Below are 19,242 nucleotides of genomic sequence, written 5' to 3'. Positions count from 1 at the left end.
CGCGATTCCTTAGCGTTTCGCCTGCCAGATACGCGCCTGATAATCGCGGATGGAGCGATCTGAACTGAACATACCGCAGCGCGCGGTATTCAGGATCGCCGCCCGCGTCCAGGCATCCTGGTCACGATACAACACATCAACGTGCTTCTGCGCCTCAACATAGGCCGCGAAGTCCGCCATCACCAGATACGGGTCACCGCCCAGCTTGCCGATACTGTGCAGCATCTGGTCAAAAGCATGTTTATCGCCGTCGCTGTATTTACCGCTTTCAAGCTCCTTCAGAATCGCATCCAGCACTTTGTCTTTCTTACGCCATTTCACCGGATCATAGCCTTTCGCTTTCAGCGCCTTCACCTCTTCCACCGTGTGGCCAAAGATAAAGATATTCTCATCGCCCACCTTCTCAGCGATTTCGACGTTAGCGCCATCCAGCGTACCCACCGTTAACGCGCCGTTCAGCGCCAGTTTCATATTACCGGTACCGGAAGCCTCTTTCCCTGCGGTTGAGATCTGCTCAGAGATATCCGCCGCCGGGATCAGCATTTCCGCCGCCGAGACGCAGTAATCCGGCAGGAACACGACCTTCAACTTATCGCCAACTTTCGGGTCATTATTGATGGTTTCCGCTACCTTGTTTATGGCGAAAATGATGTTCTTCGCCAGGTAGTAACCCGGAGCCGCTTTCGCCCCAAACAGGAATACGCGCGGTACACGATCCGCCTGCGGGTTTTCACGGATTTCTTTGTACAATGCCAGAATATGCAACAGGTTCAGGTGCTGGCGTTTGTACTCATGCAGGCGCTTAATCTGAATATCAAAGATAGCGTTAGTCGTTATCTCAATGCCGGTACGCGCTTTAATAAACTTCACCAGCCGCGCTTTGTTCGCCAGCTTGATGTCACGATACTGCTGACGGAATGTCGCATCGTCGGCGTATTTTTCCAGGTTAATCAGTTGGTCTAAATCGTTGGCCCACTCTTTTTTCAGCGATTTATCCAGCAGCGCGGCCAGCGCCGGGTTGCACTGCTTAATCCAGCGACGTGGGGTAATCCCATTGGTGACGTTATGGAATTTGTTCGGCCACAGTTGGTGATATTCAGGGAACAGATCTTTCACCACCAGATCAGAGTGCAGCGCCGCCACACCATTAACCGCAAAGCCGCTGACTACGCACATATTCGCCATGCGCACTTGTTTGTTGTGCACCACCGCCAGCTTCGCCCAAACGGCGGCATCGCCTGGCCAGGTTTTATCGACCAGTTTCTTAAAGCGGTCATTAATCTCTTTGATGATTTGCATATGACGCGGCAGCAGCGCTTTCACCAGCTTCTCATCCCAGCACTCAAGCGCTTCGGGCATCAGAGTATGGTTGGTGTAAGCAAACGTTTTGCTGGTGATCGCCCAGGCATCGTCCCAGCTCATCTGGTGTTCATCGATCAGCACGCGCAGCAGTTCAGGGATCGCAATAGTCGGGTGGGTGTCGTTCAGTTGAATAACTTCGTAGTCGGCCAGTTCGTGCAGTTTACGTCCCGCCAGATGATGACGGCGCAGAATGTCTGCCACGGAGCAGGCACACTGGAAGTACTGCTGCATCAGGCGCAGCTTTTTACCTGCCGTATGGTTATCGTTCGGGTACAGCACTTTAGTGAGTTTTTCGGCGTCGATCCCCTGCTGCTCGGCGCGCAGGAAATCACCGTCGTTAAATTTGGTCAGGTTAAACGAGTGCGCGTGGCTGGCCTGCCACAGACGCAGCGGCTGTGCCACGCCGTTGCGGTAGCCCAGTACCGGCAGGTCCCATGCCTGACCGGTGATGGTGAATCCAGGCTCCCAGCACCCATCTTTGGTGACCTTGCCGCCAATGCCGACTTGCACATCCAGTGCTTCATTGTGGCGAAACCACGGGTAGCTGCCGCGATGCCAGTCGTCCGGGGCTTCCATCTGTTGCCCATCGGTAAAGGACTGACGGAACAGGCCGTACTGGTAGTTGAGGCCATAGCCCGTCGCCGACTGGCCAACCGTTGCCATCGAATCAAGGAAGCAGGCTGCCAGACGCCCCAATCCACCGTTACCCAACGCCGGATCGGTTTCTTCTTCCAGCAGGTCGGTCAGGTTGACGTCATGCGCTTTCAGCTCATCGCTCACCGCCTGATACCAGCCGAGGTTGAGCAAGTTGTTCCCAGTCAAACGGCCAATCAAAAACTCCATTGAGATGTAGTTAACATGGCGCTGATTTTTTGCCGGTTTCACCGCAGGCTGGGCGCTGAGTAACTCAGCCAGCGCCCCACTCACGGCCTGCCACCACTGGCGCGACGTCATTTCTTGAGCCGACAGTAAACCGAAGCGCTGCCACTGACGCGTCAGGGCAGCCTGAAATTGATCTTTGTTGAAAGTAGGCTGTGACATAGGGGTTCCAGATCCTTAGGTAATAAAACAACGTTATCGCTAGTTTGCCAGGCTCGTTGTTGACCTTCCTCATCCTGCCAGGGATTAGGCAGGGAGGAGGAGCGGGGATGAGCGTTAAAATGTGATCGCCGCCACTTTAAGAGGGGTATTATGGCTGAGAAATACGCAGGCTCTCCGCATACCCCTGAAATGCATCGCGGTTTTCGCATTAATCAAAAGAGATTATCCAGACATTATCAAACAGGAAGATGACATTTAGAAAAAATATGTAAACGGAGAAATAGTTTCTAACCTGAAATACACATTCTGCTTGAAATATTTCACATGAAAGTTTTAAGTCGAGCACAAAATTCATCGACTTTTATTCATCAGTACAGTAACCACATAAAAAAAGATGAGTTATTCCACCCCGTAAAAATAACGCTGGATCCAGTTACCATGCCTGTTGCGACTCTTTAAAACAATTATTGCAATAGATGTATAGATTTGTGACATAGTGCAAAATCAGACACACAAAAAGTCCGCTTAGCTTGCAATAAATCCCGTTCTGGCCGACCTTATATCTATTAATTACGAAGCGCAAAAAAAATCATTTTCCCCCATATTCACACAGTGAAGTGACTAACTTATGTTGATTCCGTCTAAATTAAGTCGTCCGGTTCGACTCGACCATACGGTGGTTCGTGAGCGCCTGCTGGCTAAACTTTCCGGCGCGAACAATTTCAGGCTTGCCCTGATAACAAGTCCGGCTGGTTATGGAAAAACAACGCTTGTTTCACAATGGGCGGCGGGGAAGAACGAATTAGGCTGGTACTCCCTGGATGAAGGCGATAACCAGCAAGAGCGCTTCGCCAGCTATTTGATTGCGGCAATCCAACAGGCGACCGGTGGGCACTGCACCACCAGCGAAGCCATGGTGCAAAAACGCCAGTATGTCAGCCTGACTTCACTGTTTGCCCAGCTGTTCATTGAACTGGCGGAGTGGCATCGTCCACTCTATCTGGTCGTGGATGATTATCATCTGATCTCCAATCCAGCCATCCACGAAGCGATGCGTTTTTTCCTGCGCCATCAGCCGGAGAATCTGACGCTAGTCGTGCTGTCGCGTAACCTACCGCAACTGGGCATTGCCAACCTGCGCGTACGCGATCAACTGCTGGAAATCGGCAGCCAGCAGTTGGCCTTTAACCACCAGGAAGCCAAACAATTCTTTGACCGTCGCCTGTCCTCCCCAATTGAGGCTGCGGAAAGTAGCCGCATGTGCGATGACGTTGCAGGCTGGGCCACGGCGCTACAGCTGATCGCCTTATCTGCCCGTCAGAACAACCATTCCGCCCACCAGTCGGCACGACGTCTGGCCGGCATCAACGCCAGCCATTTATCCGATTATCTGGTCGATGAAGTCCTGGACAGCGTCGATATCGGAACCCGCCATTTCCTGCTAAAAAGCGCCATCCTGCGCTCGATGAACGATGCGCTGATTGTTCGGGTCACGGGCGAAGAAAACGGCCAAATGCGGCTGGAGGAAATTGAGCGCCAGGGATTATTCCTGCAGCGGATGGATGATGTCGGCGAATGGTTTAGCTATCACCCGCTATTTGGCAGCTTTTTACGCCAGCGTTGTCAGTGGGAGTTAGCTACCGAACTTCCCGAAATACACCGCGCCGCCGCTGAAAGCTGGATGGCGCAAGGTTTTCCGACCGAAGCCATCCACCACGCGCTGGCGGCAGGTGACGCCCATATGCTGCGCGACATTCTGCTCAATCATGCGTGGGGACTGTTTAACCACAGCGAACTGGCATTACTTGAAGAGTCATTGAAAGCCCTGCCGTGGGAAAGCCTGCTGGAAAATCCACGCCTGGTGCTGCTGCAGGCCTGGCTGATGCAAAGCCAACACCGCTACAGCGAAGTTAACACCCTGCTGGCTCGCGCAGAGCAGGAAATGAAAGGCGATATGGAACAGACGCTACATGCCGAATTTAACGCTTTACGTGCGCAGGTAGCGATTAACGACGGCAACCCGGACGAGGCAGAACGTCTGGCAAAACTGGCGCTGGATGAATTACCGATTGCCTGGTTTTATAGTCGCATCGTTGCCACGTCAGTGCACGGTGAGGTCCTGCACTGTAAAGGCGATCTCACGCGTTCTCTGGCGTTGATGCAACAAACAGAGCAAATGGCGCGTCATCATGACGTCTGGCATTACGCGCTGTGGAGTCTGATCCAACAAAGCGAAATTTTATTTGCCCAGGGCTTTTTACAGGCCGCCTGGGAAACACAGGAAAAAGCGTTCCAGCTGATTAAAGAGCAGCATCTGGAACAGCTGCCGATGCACGAGTTTCTGGTGCGTATCCGGGCGCAACTCCTGTGGGCATGGGCGCGTCTGGATGAATCAGAAGCCTCTGCCCGTAGCGGCATTGAACTGCTTGCAACCTTCCAGCCGCAGCAACAGCTTCAGTGCCTGGCGCTGCTGGTTCAGTGTTCGCTGGCGCGGGGCGATCTGGACAACGCGCGTAGCCTGCTCAACCGTCTGGAAAACCTGCTGGGCAACGGCCACTATCACAGCGACTGGATCTCCAACGCCGATAAGGTGCGCGTCATTTACTGGCAAATGGTCGGTGACAAAAACTCCGCCGCCAACTGGCTGCGCCACACACCAAAACCAGAATTCGCTAACAACCACTTCCTGCAAAGCCAGTGGCGTAACATCGCCCGCGCGCAGATCCTGCTGGGTGAGTTTGAACCGGCAGAGATTGTGCTGGAAGAACTAAACGAAAATGCGCGTAACCTGCGCCTGATGAGCGATCTTAACCGTAACCTGCTGCTGCTTAACCAGTTGTACTGGCAGGCGGGACGTAAAAATGACGCACAGCGGGTGTTGCTCGACGCCCTGCAACTGGCGAACCGCACCGGGTTCATCAGCCACTTTGTGATCGAAGGCGAGGCCATGGCGCAGCAGTTACGCCAGCTGATTCAGCTCAACACATTACCGGAACTTGAACAGCATCGTGCGCAGCGTATTTTGCGCGAGATTAACCAGCATCACCGCCACAAATTCGCCCACTTTGATGAAGGGTTCGTTGAACGCCTGCTCACCCACCCGGACGTCCCGGAGCTGATCCGTACCAGCCCGCTGACCCAGCGTGAATGGCAGGTTCTCGGTCTGATTTATTCTGGCTACAGCAACGAGCAGATTGCCGGTGAGCTGGCTGTTGCCGCGACGACCATTAAGACGCATATCCGCAACTTGTACCAAAAGCTTGGCGTGGCGCACCGCCAGGATGCGGTGCAACATGCGCAGAAGCTGCTGAAAATGATGGGGTATGGCGTTTAGTTAACGCCTGATGCGCCACGCGTATCAGGCCTGGAACCCGCTTAGCACAGCTCTAACTGGATATGATGGTCGGCGATGACCTGCATCACGCCAGCGGGCGGCAGCGTGTCGGTATATACCGCATCCACCATGCTGATACTGCCCATGTTCACCATCGCATTACGACCAAACTTCGAGTGATCCACCACCAGCATCACATGGCGCGAATTCTCAATAATCGCGCGTTTGGTGCGAACTTCGTGATAATCAAATTCCAGCAGCGAACCATCGCTGTCGATACCGCTTATCCCTAAGATGCCAAAGTCCAGACGGAACTGTGAAATAAAGTCGAGGGTCGCTTCGCCCATAATCCCGCCATCGCGGCTTCGCAGTTCGCCACCGGCCAGAATAATGCGGAAATCCTCTTTTGCCATCAGCGTATTAGCCACATTGAGGTTGTTGGTCACAATGCGCAGGTTGCTGTGATTAAGCAGCGCATGAGCGACCGCTTCCGGCGTGGTGCCAATGTCGATAAACAGCGTGGAGCCGTTCGGGATCTGCGTGGCAACTTTACGGGCAATACGCTCTTTTTCCGCCGTTTGCGTCGCTTTACGGTCATGCCACGGGGTGTTGACCGAGCTGGAGGGCAGCGCCGCGCCGCCGTGATGGCGCAGAATCATGTTCTGATCGGCCAGATCGTTGAGATCGCGGCGAATCGTCTGCGGGCTGACGGAGAAATGCTCCACCAGTTCCTCGGTGCTGACGTATCCCTGTTTCTTTACCAGTTCGATGATCGCGTCATGTCGTTGTGTTTGCTTCATTATGGTTCCCTGAAATTACGTTCGTTTTCGCACATGAATAGTATCAGCAAATGCCATTGCCAGACCGACGGCCAGCCCGGCGATATGTGCGCCGTTCGCCATCGACATGCCGAACACATCAAACCAGCCGGCAACAATCCACATCAAAGCAAAGATAATCAAACCACGCTGCAGGAAAATACCGCTTTGCGGATCGCGCTCGCCACGCAACCACACGTAGCCCATCAGGGCGTACACTACGCCGGAAAGTCCACCGAACCACGGGCCGCTAAATTTCTGCTGCACATAGCCGCTCAACAACGCGCTAATTACGGTAATGACGATCAGTTTTCCGCTGCCGAGTCGTTTTTCAACCGCGCCGCCGAGATACCACCACCACAGCAGGTTGAAGAGAATGTGCATCAGTGAGAAGTGCATAAACGCGTGGGTGAAATAACGCCAGAATTCAAATTTCAGCGTAGGATCAAACGGCCATGCCAGCCAGAGCATAACCGCCTGATCACCCATCACATTCATTGCGATAAACACCAACACACACGCGGCCATCACCGCCCAGGTCACCGGACCCGCACGTTCGCGCAACGTGGCAAGAAACGGATAGCGTTGATAGCGCAAACCGCTGTCGGTCTGCCCCGACTGCCAGCTTGCCGCCAGATAACGCGGATCGCCCGGATTCTCCAGAAAACGCGCCAGTTCAGCCCGTACACGCTCAGCCTGGGACTCATCCGCCAGCCAGACATCCGTTTGCTGATGTTGTTGAATCGTCAGGATAACGCCCTGTGTTGCCATGTAATCAACAAACGCCTGCGCCACGCGAGGGTTAGCAAAAGAGGTAATCATCAACATGGTTGCTGTCGCTTATTCCACACAAAAGAGGACAGTATATAGACCCTGCCTGTTTCAGGCTGCATCTTTGTTATACCCGCCATACTTAAATGAAGGGGATAGCTTACGAACCAAACGTCACTTCTGCAGGAAAATGTCGATGCCAGGCATCAAAGCCGCCGTCGACACTGTAAACCGCATCATAACCTTGCTGAAGCAGATACTGTGCCGCACCTTTACTGCTGTTGCCGTGGTAGCACATCACCATCACGGCGGTATCGAAATCGTGGTCACGCATAAACGTCCCCAGCGTATCGTTCGTCAGATGAAACGCCTGGGGTGCGTGACCCATCGCATAACTTTGCGGATCGCGAATATCCACCAGCACCGCCATTCCGTGCAGTAGTTTCTGATGGGCTTCTTCGACATTGATACATTCAAACTGATCCATGGTGTTCTCTTTTTAAGTTCTACTTATGTTCTGGCAGGTAACCAATATTACCCTCCAGTGTACGTTGCCTGAGCAGGTAAACGCCATAATGTTATATGTATCACTGTAAATTGTTTATCCGATGTTACCAATGGCGCGATTCTTTGCTATTATGCTCGATAACGAACATTAATGAGCTATAACGAAAGTGCGAGAGGCCAGCATGGAAACCAAAGATCTGATTGTGATAGGTGGAGGCATCAACGGTGCCGGTATCGCGGCAGATGCCGCTGGACGCGGATTATCCGTGCTGATGCTGGAAGCACAGGATTTAGCCTGCGCGACCTCCTCCGCCAGCTCCAAACTCATTCACGGTGGCCTGCGCTACCTGGAACACTACGAATTCCGTCTGGTTAGCGAAGCGCTGGCCGAACGTGAAGTGCTGTTGAAAATGGCACCGCATATCGCCTTCCCAATGCGCTTTCGTTTGCCCCATCGCCCGCATCTGCGTCCGGCATGGATGATCCGTATTGGTCTGTTTATGTACGATCATCTGGGCAAACGCACCAGTTTGCCGGGTTCGACCGGTTTGCGTTTTGGCGCGGATTCCGTAATGAAACCCGAGATTGTGCGCGGTTTCGAATATTCTGACTGCTGGGTAGACGATGCGCGTCTGGTTTTGGCAAACGCCCAAATGGTTGTGCGTAAAGGTGGGGAAGTATTAACCCGTACCCGCGCAACCTCCGCTCGTCGCGAAAACGGTCTGTGGGTTGTTGAAGCTGAAGATATCGATACCGGTAAAAAACACACCTGGCAGGCGCGCGGTCTGGTCAACGCCACCGGTCCGTGGGTAAAAGAGTTCTTCGACGACGGCATGCATCTGCCGTCACCATACGGTATCCGCCTGATTAAAGGCAGCCATATTGTGGTGCCGCGCGTGCATACCCAGAAGCAGGCTTACATCCTGCAAAACGAAGATAAGCGTATTGTGTTTGTTATCCCATGGATGGACGAATTCTCGATCATCGGGACGACCGACGTCGAATACAAAGGCGACCCAAAAGCAGTGAAAATTGATGAGAGTGAAATCAATTACCTGCTTAAGGTCTACAACGCGCACTTTAAGAAACAGCTGGGCCGTGACGATATCGTCTGGACCTATTCAGGCGTACGTCCGCTGTGCGATGACGAATCGGACTCACCACAAGCTATCACCCGTGATTACACGCTGGATATCCATGATGAAAACGGCAAAGCACCGCTGCTGTCGGTCTTCGGCGGCAAGCTGACGACCTACCGTAAGCTGGCTGAACACGCGATGGAAAAACTGTCGTCTTACTATCAAGGCATTGGGCCAGCATGGACCAAAGAGTGCATCCTGCCAGGCGGAGATATTGGTGGTGACCGTGAGGATTTCGCGGCAAAACTGCGCCGTCGCTATCCGTTCCTGACCGAGTCGCTGGCGCGCCATTATTCACGCACCTATGGCAGCAACACGGAATGGATCATCGGCGAAGCGACTTCGGTTGCCGAGTTGGGCGAAGATTTTGGCCATGAATTCTATGAAGCCGAGCTGAAATACCTGGTCGAGCACGAGTGGGTTCGCCGTGCAGAAGATGCACTGTGGCGTCGTACGAAAGAAGGGATGTGGCTGAATGCCGAGCAGCAGTCGCGCATGACCCAGTGGCTGACAGAGTACGTTGAGAAACACCAGCTGTCTCTGGCATCCTGATAAAAATGCCGGATGGCAGCTAACGCCTTATCCGGCCTACGAGAGTATATAAACGTAGGCCGGGCAAGCGAAGCGCCCCCGGCATCGTGTATTACAACCGCACCGAATCAATATGCCAGATGTTCTCGGCGTACTCTTTGATCGTCCTGTCCGACGAGAAGTAGCCCATATTAGCGATGTTTATCATCGACTTCGTGGTCCACTCTTCCGGGTGACGATACAGTTCATCAACCTTATCCTGACAATCAACGTAGCTGCGATAATCCGCCAGCACCTGATAGTGGTCGCCAAAGTTGATCAGTGAGTCCACCAGGTCACGGTAGCGTCCCGGCTCCTCGGGGCTGAATACGCCACTGCCGATTTGCGTCAGCACCTGGTGCAGCTCTTCATCTTTCTCGTAATACTCACGCGGCTTGTAGCCCTGACTACGCAGCGCCTCCACTTCTTCCGCAGTATTCCCGAAGATAAAGATATTCTCTGCGCCCACATGCTCCAGCATCTCAACGTTAGCGCCATCCAGCGTACCGATGGTCAGCGCACCATTGAGAGCAAATTTCATATTACTGGTCCCGGAGGCTTCGGTCCCGGCTAGTGAGATTTGCTCAGACAGGTCGGCGGCAGGAATAATCACCTGCGCCAGGCTGACGCTGTAGTTAGGAATAAACACCACCTTCAGCTTGTCGCCAATCTGTGGATCGTTGTTAATCACTTTCGCGACATCGTTAATCAGGTGAATGATGTGCTTCGCCATGTAATAGGCCGAAGCCGCCTTACCGGCAAAAATATTCACACGCGGCACCCACTCGGCGTCAGGATCGGCCTTAATACGGTTGTAGCGGGTGATCACATGCAGCACGTTCATCAACTGACGCTTGTACTCGTGAATACGCTTGATCTGCACATCAAACAGCGATTTCGGATTCACCACCACATTCAACTGCTGCGCGATGAGCGTCGCCAGCCGCTTTTTGTTCTCCAGCTTCGCATGACGCACCGCCTGGTTCACCAGCGGGAAATCGCAGTGTTGTTCCAGTTCGCTGAGCTGACTGAGATCGGTGCGCCAGGTACGGCCAATGTTCTCATCCAGCACATTGGAAAGCGCCGGGTTCGCCAGCGCCAGCCAGCGACGCGGCGTCACGCCGTTGGTAACGTTGCAAAAACGGGTTGGGAAGATCTTCGCAAAGTCAGCGAACAGCGACTGTACCATCAGGTTGGAGTGCAGCTCAGAAACGCCGTTAACCTTGTGACTCACCACCACCGCCAGCCATGCCATACGCACCCGGCGGCCGTTGGATTCATCGATGATCGACGTCCGCCCCAACAGATCCGTATCGCTCGGATACTGCTCCTGCAGCGTTTTCAGGAAGTAATCGTTAATCTCAAAGATGATTTGCAGGTGGCGCGGCAGAATTTTACCCAGCATATCCACCGGCCAGGTTTCCAGCGCCTCGCTCATCAGCGTATGGTTGGTATACGAGAAGACCTGACAGCACACCTCAAAGGCATCGTCCCAGCTAAACTTGTGCTCATCAATCAGCAGACGCATCAGCTCAGGAATCGACAGCACCGGATGGGTGTCATTGAGGTGAATAGCAATTTTATCTGCCAGATTATCGTAGGTTTGGTGCAGCTGATAATGGCGACTCAGAATGTCCTGGATCGTCGAGGAGACCAGGAAATATTCCTGACGCAAACGCAGCTCGCGCCCGGAATAGGTAGAGTCATCCGGATACAGCACGCGGGAGACGTTCTCGGAGTGGTTTTTATCTTCCACCGCCGCAAAATAGTCGCCCTGGTTAAATTTACCGAGGTTGATTGCGCTACTGGCCTGGGCGTTCCACAGACGCAGCGTGTTGGTGGCGTCAGTGTCGTAACCCGGGATAATCTGGTCATAAGCTACCGCCAGAATCTCTTCGGTCTCGATCCAGCGCGTTTTCTTGCCTTCTTGCTGAATACGCCCGCCAAAACGCACTTTGTAGCGTGTATTGTGGCGTTTAAATTCCCACGGGTTACCGTATTCCAGCCAGTAGTCCGGCGACTCTTTCTGTCGGCCATCGACAATATTCTGTTTGAACATCCCGTAGTCATAGCGAATACCGTAACCGCGCCCCGGCAGACCCAGTGTTGCCAGAGAGTCAAGGAAGCAGGCTGCCAGACGACCAAGACCACCGTTACCAAGACCAGGGTCGTTCTCTTCGTCAATCAGATCTTCAAGATCCAGCCCCATGCCTTCCAGCGCATTTTTGACATCGTCATAAATCCCCAACGATAACAGTGCATTGGAAAGCGTGCGGCCAATAAGAAACTCCATTGACAGATAATAGACCTGGCGAGTTTCCTGCGATAATTGCGCACGGTTAGAGCGCAGCCAGCGCTCCACGAGACGATCGCGCACCGCGAATAACGTGGCGTTAAGCCACTCATGTTTGTTGGCAATGACCGGATCTTTGCCAATCGTGAACATCAGCTTGTAGGCGATAGAATGCTTAAGAGCCTCTACGCTGAGTGTGGGCGATGCATAAGTAAATGGAGCATTCATATAGGTGATTCCTGGATATCTATTTCAGGCGATAGTAAAGCTCACGGTAGGACTTCGCCGCGACTTGCCAGCTAAAATCCATTGCCATTGCCTGACGTTGCACAAACCGCCACAGCGAAGGGCGCGACCACAACACGAAAGCACGCCGGATCGCCCGTAACAGCGACCAGGCATTACTATCTTCAAATACAAACCCACTGGCGATACCGTCCGCCAGGTTTTCCAACGAACTATCAGACACCGTATCAGCCAGCCCGCCGGTACGCCGCACCAGCGGCAACGTGCCGTACTTCAGTCCATACAATTGCGTTAAGCCGCACGGCTCAAAACGGCTGGGCACCAATATCACATCGGCCCCGCCCATGATGCGATGCGAGAAGGCCTCGTGATAACCAATCTGCACGCCAACCTGGCCTGGATGTTCCGCGGCCGCAGCTAAGAACCCTTCCTGCAATACCGGATCGCCCGCGCCGAGCAACGCCAGTTGTCCGCCCTGCTCTAACAACCCAGGCAGCGCTTCCAGTACCAGATCCAGCCCTTTTTGACTGGTCAGACGGCTGACTACGGCAAACAGCGGCACTTTATCGTTAACCTTAAGTCCCATCGCAATCTGTAGCTGCCGTTTGTTCTCGGCCTTCTCTTCCAAAGAGTCACGCGTATAGCGCGACGCCAACAGCAGATCGGTTTCCGGGCTCCAGATTTTTTCATCAACACCGTTCAGCACGCCGGAAAGACGCCCTTCACGATGGCGCTGCTGCAACAACCCTTCCATGCCGTAGGCGAACTGCGGCTCGGTAATTTCCCGCGCGTAGGTCGGACTGACCGCCGTAATGTGGTCGGCGTAGTACAACCCGGCCTTCAGGAACGAAATCTGCCCGTTAAATTCCAGTCCGTGCACGTTAAAGAACGACCATGGCAATTGGATGTCATCCATATGCTTTGCATAAAACATGCCTTGATACGCCAGGTTGTGTACGGTGAACACCGATTTCGCCGGATGGCCGCGCGCCGCCAGGTACGCTGGTGCCAGGCCAGCGTGCCAGTCATGCGCATGCACCACATCCGGGCGCCAGAATGGATCAAAGCCGCAGGCCATTTCACAGCCGACCCAACCCAACAGCGCAAAACGCAGCACGTTATCGGTATACGCAAACAGGTTCGTATCGTGATACGGGCTCCCGGGACGGTCATAGAGATGCGGCGCATCAATCAGGTAAATGCCGACGCCGTTGTAGTGTCCGAACAGCAGCGTGATCCTGCCCGCGAAGGTATCCCGGCGCGTCACGACCTGCGCATCGGGAATGCCGCGACGAATATCAGGAAACGCCGGAAGCAACACGCGGGCATCCACACCGTCCGCAATTTGTGCCGCAGGTAACGCCCCAATAACATCCGCCAGTCCCCCGGTTTTTAACAGGGGGAACATCTCTGAACAAACGTGTAAAACCTGCATTATCGCTCCTGTTTGATTTGCAGTTTGCGTAGCATTTCACGCGTGACCAGCACAATGCCTTCCTCTGAGCGGTAGAAGCGACGAGCATCTTCTTCCGCATTTTCGCCAATCACCATGCCCTCAGGAATGATGCAGGCGCGATCGATAATGCAACGACGTAAGCGACACGAACGTCCCACCCACACTTCAGGTAACAACACTGCCGAATCAATGTTACAGAAAGAATTCACCCGCACTCGCGGGAACAGTACGGACTGCACCACCACCGAACCGGAAATAATACAGCCGCCGGAAACCAGCGAGTTCAGCGTCATGCCGTGGCTACCGGAACGGTCCTGCACGAATTTCGCTGGCGGCAGCGATTCCATATGCGTACGGATTGGCCAGTCCTGGTCGTACATATCCAGTTCAGGCGTCACCGAAGCCAGATCGAGGTTCGCCTTCCAGTAGGCTTCCAGCGTTCCCACATCACGCCAGTATGGCTCGGATTCCGGGTCAGACTGCACGCAGGACAACGGGAACGGATGTGCATACGCCATGCCAGCTTCGGTGATTTTTGGGATGATGTCTTTGCCAAAATCGTGACTGGATTTTTCATCGAGATCATCTTCCGCCAGCAGTTCATACAGATAATCGGCGTTGAAGATGTAGATCCCCATACTGGCAAGCGATTTGGTCGGATCGCCAGGCATCGCCGGCGGGTTGGCTGGTTTTTCAACGAATTCGATAATTTTGTCGTTTTCATCAACAGCCATTACGCCAAACGCACTGGCTTCTTCGATCGGCACTGGCATACAGGCGACGGTGCAACGTGCGCCTTTCTCGACGTGGTCGATCAGCATGCGTGAGTAGTCCTGCTTATAAATATGATCGCCTGCGAGGATCACCACATATTCCGCTTTGTAGCGTCGAATGATATCCAGGTTTTGGGTCACCGCATCCGCCGTGCCGCGATACCAGTTTTCACCCTGCATTCTCTGCTGTGCAGGCAGCAGATCGACGAACTCGTTCATCTCTTCGCTAAAGAATGACCAGCCGCGCTGAATATGCTGCACCAGGGTATGTGACTGGTACTGCGTGATCACGCCAATACGACGGATCCCGGAGTTAATGCAGTTGGATAAGGCAAAATCAATAATGCGGAATTTACCGCCAAAGTGCACGGCGGGCTTGGCTCGTTTGTTGGTTAAATCTTTCAGACGGGTTCCGCGGCCACCGGCCAGGATCAGGGCAACAGATTTTAATGGCAGCTGGCGCGCCAACATTACACGATCGTTCTTCTCTAAACTCACCATGACTAACTCCTTTTTATCTTCTCTGGAACACACACAGTCCGTGCGCAGGTCCCTGCCAGACAGCCGTAAGCACCGGATTATCCTCTCCGGCAAATGGGGGAATGGCGTGCCATTCCCCTTCAGGTAAAACAATATCTGTCACCTCAAGCGTGGCGTTTATTGCAATCAGAAAACGGTCTGAAAGCTGGATTTGCATCTGCCTCGGGCCGTTTTGCCACTCATCCGCACTTAAGGGTTGTGCGTACTTATTCAGCCAACGAACATTGCCATCGCCCTCTTCCCACCAGCAATCACCCGTTAATGCGGGTATTTGCTGACGCAGATGAATCAGCGCCGCAGCAAATGTGGTTAGCCCACTGTTTGCCTGCTGCCAGTCCAGCCAGGTTAAGGCGTTATCCTGACAGTAAGCGTTATTGTTGCCGTGCTGGCTATGACCATGCTCATCGCCCGCCAGCAACATCGGCGTCCCCTGGGAGAGCAACAGCGTGGTTAACAGCGCATGAATGCTGTCGCGCCGCCGCTCAATCAGGTCCAGCGTGCCGCCTAATCCTTCTTTACCATGATTGTCGCTGTAGTTATTGCTAGTGCCGTCCCGATTTTCCTCACCATTCGCTTCATTGTGCTTATTTGTGAAGCACACACAGTCGCGCAGCGTAAAACCGTCATGCGCGGTCACCAGATTGACGGAAGCGCTGGGTTTGCGGCCATTGCGTTTAAACACATCGCTGGATGCGGCGAAACGTCCGGCAAACTCTCCTAAAGACAGATTACGCTGAAGCCAGAAGCGTCGACTTGCATCGCGAAAATGGTCATTCCACTCGGCAAACGGCGGTGGGAAATTACCCACCTGATATCCGCCTTCACCAATATCCCACGGTTCCGCAATCAGTTTGACGCGAGAGAGCAGCGGACAGTTTTGGATCGCGGTAAACAGCGGCGCATCCTGACGAAACGCCGGCGTACGCCCCATGACGGATGCTAAATCAAAACGAAAGCCGTCCACGTGACAGGTTTCAACCCAATAACGCAGGCATTCGCAGGCATACTCCACCACGCCGGGATGGCTCAGATTGAGGGTGTTGCCACAGCCGGTCCAGTTGTAGTAATCGCCATCTTCCCTAATCCAATAATAGCTACGGTTATCAATTCCGCGCAGCGAGAAGACCGGCCCCTCAAGATCCAGTTCGGCGCTGTGGTTCAAAACGATATCGAGAATGACCTCAATACCCGCTTTATGCAGTGCTTTTACCGCATCACGAAACTCATCCAACGCACTCTCTGGCGAGCAGGCATAAGCCGGATGCAATGCAAACATCGCTACCGGGTTGTACCCCCAGTAGTTCGACAATCCCAGCCGCTGAAGACGCGGTTCGTTGGCGAAATGCGCGACGGGCAACAGCTCCAGCGCGGTAATGCCAAGACGCTTGAAATAGTCGAGCATCACCGGATGACCCAACGCTTTGTAAGTCCCGCGAATCTCTTCCGGCAGGTCAGGATGCAAATACGTCAGCCCTTTGACATGCGCTTCGTAAATCACGGTATTGCCCCACGGCGTGCGTGGCGGGGTATCGTCTTCCCAGTCATACCGATCTGACACCACCACGCTTTTCAGGGCGATGGCGGCGTTATCATGGTGATCCGGTTCATTTAGCCCGCCGTGTAGCAGCGGGTTATCTTTTAACTCGCCCTCTACCCGACGCGCGCAAGGGTCGAGCAGCAGTTTCGCCGGATTAAACCGGTGGCCCTGCTGTGGTTGCCACGGGCCATGTACACGATAGCCATAGCGCAGACCGGGACGGGCGTTGGCCAGATAGCCGTGCCAGATATCCCCGCTACGCCCCGGCAGGTCGTAGCGGTGTTCGCAACCTTGCTCATCAAATACGCATAACTCAACGCGTTCGGCATGGGCCGAGAAAAGGGTGAAATTGACGCCATGGCCGTCATACGTTGCACCATGGGGTGTGGCGTTGCCGGTTGCCAGTTGCGTCATTACCCCTCCCGAACCAGCCAAATCGTTGCCAGCGGAGGCAACGTAAGGCTTAGTGAGTGCTGCCGACCATGGCTGGCGATTTCATCACTGTGCACTGCCCCACCATTACCGGTATTGCTGCCGTGGTAGTGCATCGAGTCGGTATTGAGGATTTCACGCCATTTGCCCGGTTGATTGATGCCAAAACGGTAGCCATGGCGCGGCACTGGCGTGAAGTTACTGGCGACGATAATTTCATTACCGACCTTGTCACGACGGACAAAAATCAGCACCGACCGTTCGTTGTCATCTACCACCAGCCACTCAAAGCCATAGGCATCAAAATCCAGCTCATGCAACGCTTTATGATGACGATAGGTGTGGTTCAGGTCGCGGACCAGTCGCTGTACACCGTGGTGCCAGTTGTCGCCGCCTTCCAGCAGGTGCCAGTCGAGGCTGGCGTCGTGGTTCCATTCGCGTCCCTGAGCAAACTCATTGCCCATAAACAGCAGTTTCTTGCCTGGGAAGGCCCACATCCAGCCGTAGTAGGCGCGCAGGTTGGCAAACTTCTGCCACGCATCGCCCGGCATGCGGTCGAGAATCGATTTCTTGCCGTGTACGACTTCATCGTGTGACAGTGGCAGAACAAAGTTTTCGGTGTAGTTGTACAGCATGCCGAAGGTCAGCTTATCGTGGTGATACTGACGATGAACCGGGTCCAGTTTCATGTAATCCAGCGTGTCGTGCATCCAGCCCAGGTTCCACTTGTACCAGAAGCCTAAACCACCCATATCCTGCGGTCTTGAGACGCCGGCAAAGTCGGTGGACTCTTCCGCCATGCTCACCGCACCAGGCACCTGTTCGCCAAGAATACGGTTGGTATTGCGCAAGAACTCAATGGCTTCGAGGTTTTCGCGACCACCAAATTCGTTCGGAACCCATTCCCCTTCTTTACGGCTGTAGTCGCGATAAATCATCGATGCCACAGCATCCACGCGCAACGCATCGATACCAAAGCGCTCAATCCAGTACAGGGCATTGCCCACCAGATAGTTGCTGACTTCACGACGGCCATAGTTGTAGATCAGCGTATTCCAGTCCTGGTGATAGCCTTCACGCGGGTCGCTGTGTTCATACAAACTGGTGCCATCAAACTGAGCCAGACCAAAGTCGTCCGACGGAAAATGGCCCGGAACCCAGTCGAGGATCACGTTCAGCCCCGCCTGATGGGCAGCATTGATAAAATAGCGGAAGTCATCGCGCGTGCCGAAACGGCGGGTCGGCGCGTACATGCCGGTAGGCTGATAACCCCAGCTGCCGTCAAACGGGTGTTCGTTAATCGGCAGCAGTTCAAGATGGGTAAAGCCCATCCACTTGGCGTAGGGAACCAACTGATCCGCCAGCTCACGATAGCTCAGCCAGAAGTTGTTATCGGTATGACGACGCCATGAACCCAGATGCACTTCATAGATAGAGATTGGCGCATCAAACTGGTTAGCTCTTTTGCGCTCCTCAGTTTGCACCACTTTTTCCGGCAAACCACAGATAAGCGATGCGGTTTCCGGGCGCATTTGCGCTTCAAACGCGTAGGGGTCGGCTTTAATACGCAGCTTACCGTTCGCATCGATCATCTCGTATTTATACAGCTGCCCCTGCTGGGCTCCGGGGATAAACAGCTCCCAGATACCACTCTCTTTACGCAGGCGCATGGGGTGGCGTCGACCATCCCAGTAGTTGAACTGTCCCACGACTGAAACACGCTGTGCATTCGGCGCCCAGACGGAGAAACGCGTGCCGGTAACGCCATCCATAGTGTCCGCATGCGCACCCAGCGTCTCGTAAGGTCGCAGGTGCGTACCTTCAGATAACAGCCAGGCATCCATATCCTGGATTAGCGGGCCAAAACGATAAGGGTCATCAATCAGATTCTGCTGTCCATGCCAGACAACGGCCAACTGATAGCGAAAGAAATTTTTACGGCGGGGAAGTACTGCACAAAAAAAACCGCGAGAGTCGAGGCAATCCAGCTTGCCGACTTTACGTCCGGTTTTTGGTTCGATCACCCACACTTCGGTGGCGTCAGGTAATAGGGCGCGGACTTCAAGTCCAGCGTCAGTTTGGTGCATACCGAGTACGGAAAAAGGATCCGCAAAATGGCCTGCAATTAGCGCATTAATCACGTCTCTATCGATACGAACGGACATGGTTGTCATCCTGTTTTATGGTGTCACCCCTTCCAACTGATTTTCGACATCAGGTAGTGACACTTTTTTTGACCTGAACGGCGCAGCACAATTGTGCATCCTCTCTGCGTCGTCCCACCTTCAGGCAACAACTTAATACCTCCGGTACTAAGTCACCCTTAAAGAATAGCCAATGCTTTATCTTACTCCTGGTAAAAAATGAAACATCTGCGCTTACTCCTGTATTACGCAAAAAAAAGGGCGACTCAGCACCCTTTA

Annotated in this window: 11 protein-coding genes; 2 read left to right on the top strand and 9 right to left on the bottom strand. The window is 53.7% G+C overall.

The window, feature by feature from the left end:
• Positions 1–9: 9 nt before the first annotated feature.
• The gene (malP, locus tag IB196_RS01545; protein WP_188232004.1) at positions 10–2,403 is read right to left on the bottom strand and encodes a maltodextrin phosphorylase; all 2,394 of its coding nucleotides are present in this window, start codon (positions 2,401–2,403) and stop codon (positions 10–12) included.
• A 628-nt stretch (positions 2,404–3,031) separates the two neighbouring features.
• Here malP and malT point away from each other — a divergent pair.
• Positions 3,032–5,737, top strand: a complete 2,706-nt coding sequence (gene malT / locus IB196_RS01540; RefSeq protein ID WP_149691835.1) for an HTH-type transcriptional regulator MalT — start codon at positions 3,032–3,034, stop codon at positions 5,735–5,737.
• Between the two features lie 41 nt (positions 5,738–5,778).
• On the opposite strand, the gene IB196_RS01535 is transcribed toward malT, so the two are convergent.
• The 3 genes from IB196_RS01535 to glpE all read right to left on the bottom strand — a co-directional run bounded on the left by IB196_RS01535 (position 5,779) and on the right by glpE (position 7,813).
• Positions 5,779–6,537: a DeoR/GlpR family transcriptional regulator gene (locus IB196_RS01535; RefSeq protein WP_003023499.1), complete on the bottom strand. Its 759-nt coding sequence runs from the start codon at positions 6,535–6,537 to the stop codon at positions 5,779–5,781.
• Between the two features lie 15 nt (positions 6,538–6,552).
• Positions 6,553–7,383, bottom strand: a complete 831-nt coding sequence (glpG, locus tag IB196_RS01530; RefSeq protein ID WP_005121615.1) for a rhomboid family intramembrane serine protease GlpG — start codon at positions 7,381–7,383, stop codon at positions 6,553–6,555.
• Between the two features lie 103 nt (positions 7,384–7,486).
• The gene (gene glpE, locus IB196_RS01525; RefSeq protein WP_005121614.1) at positions 7,487–7,813 is read right to left on the bottom strand and encodes a thiosulfate sulfurtransferase GlpE; all 327 of its coding nucleotides are present in this window, start codon (positions 7,811–7,813) and stop codon (positions 7,487–7,489) included.
• Positions 7,814–8,015: 202 nt separating this feature from the next.
• Here glpE and glpD point away from each other — a divergent pair, with 202 nt between their 5' ends.
• On the top strand, positions 8,016–9,524 hold the full coding sequence (glpD, locus tag IB196_RS01520; protein ID WP_005121613.1) for a glycerol-3-phosphate dehydrogenase: 1,509 nt from the start codon (positions 8,016–8,018) through the stop codon (positions 9,522–9,524).
• 91 nt (positions 9,525–9,615) lie between these two features.
• Here glpD and glgP read toward each other — a convergent pair whose 3' ends face one another.
• The 5 genes from glgP to glgB are packed head-to-tail and all read right to left on the bottom strand — an operon-like array spanning position 9,616 to position 18,984.
• On the bottom strand, positions 9,616–12,063 hold the full coding sequence (glgP, locus tag IB196_RS01515; protein ID WP_005121612.1) for a glycogen phosphorylase: 2,448 nt from the start codon (positions 12,061–12,063) through the stop codon (positions 9,616–9,618).
• Positions 12,064–12,082: 19 nt separating this feature from the next.
• Positions 12,083–13,516, bottom strand: a complete 1,434-nt coding sequence (glgA, locus tag IB196_RS01510; protein WP_188232003.1) for a glycogen synthase GlgA — start codon at positions 13,514–13,516, stop codon at positions 12,083–12,085.
• Positions 13,516–14,811, bottom strand: coding sequence for a glucose-1-phosphate adenylyltransferase (gene glgC / locus IB196_RS01505; RefSeq protein WP_005121610.1), 1,296 nt, complete (start codon positions 14,809–14,811; stop codon positions 13,516–13,518). Before glgC ends, glgA begins: the two co-directional genes overlap by 1 nt.
• Positions 14,812–14,824: 13 nt before the next feature.
• On the bottom strand, positions 14,825–16,801 hold the full coding sequence (glgX, locus tag IB196_RS01500; protein WP_155021683.1) for a glycogen debranching protein GlgX: 1,977 nt from the start codon (positions 16,799–16,801) through the stop codon (positions 14,825–14,827).
• Positions 16,801–18,984, bottom strand: a complete 2,184-nt coding sequence (gene glgB / locus IB196_RS01495) for a 1,4-alpha-glucan branching enzyme (protein WP_040231714.1) — start codon at positions 18,982–18,984, stop codon at positions 16,801–16,803. The genes glgX and glgB overlap by 1 nt, the downstream gene beginning before the upstream one ends.
• Positions 18,985–19,242: the final 258 nt, after the last annotated feature.

Source organism: Citrobacter sp. C6_1 (assembly GCF_014596835.2).
GTDB lineage: Bacteria > Pseudomonadota > Gammaproteobacteria > Enterobacterales > Enterobacteriaceae > Citrobacter > Citrobacter pasteurii.
The sequence above is the reverse complement of the archived record's forward strand: the minus strand, read 5'-3'. Positions and strand labels throughout refer to the sequence as shown.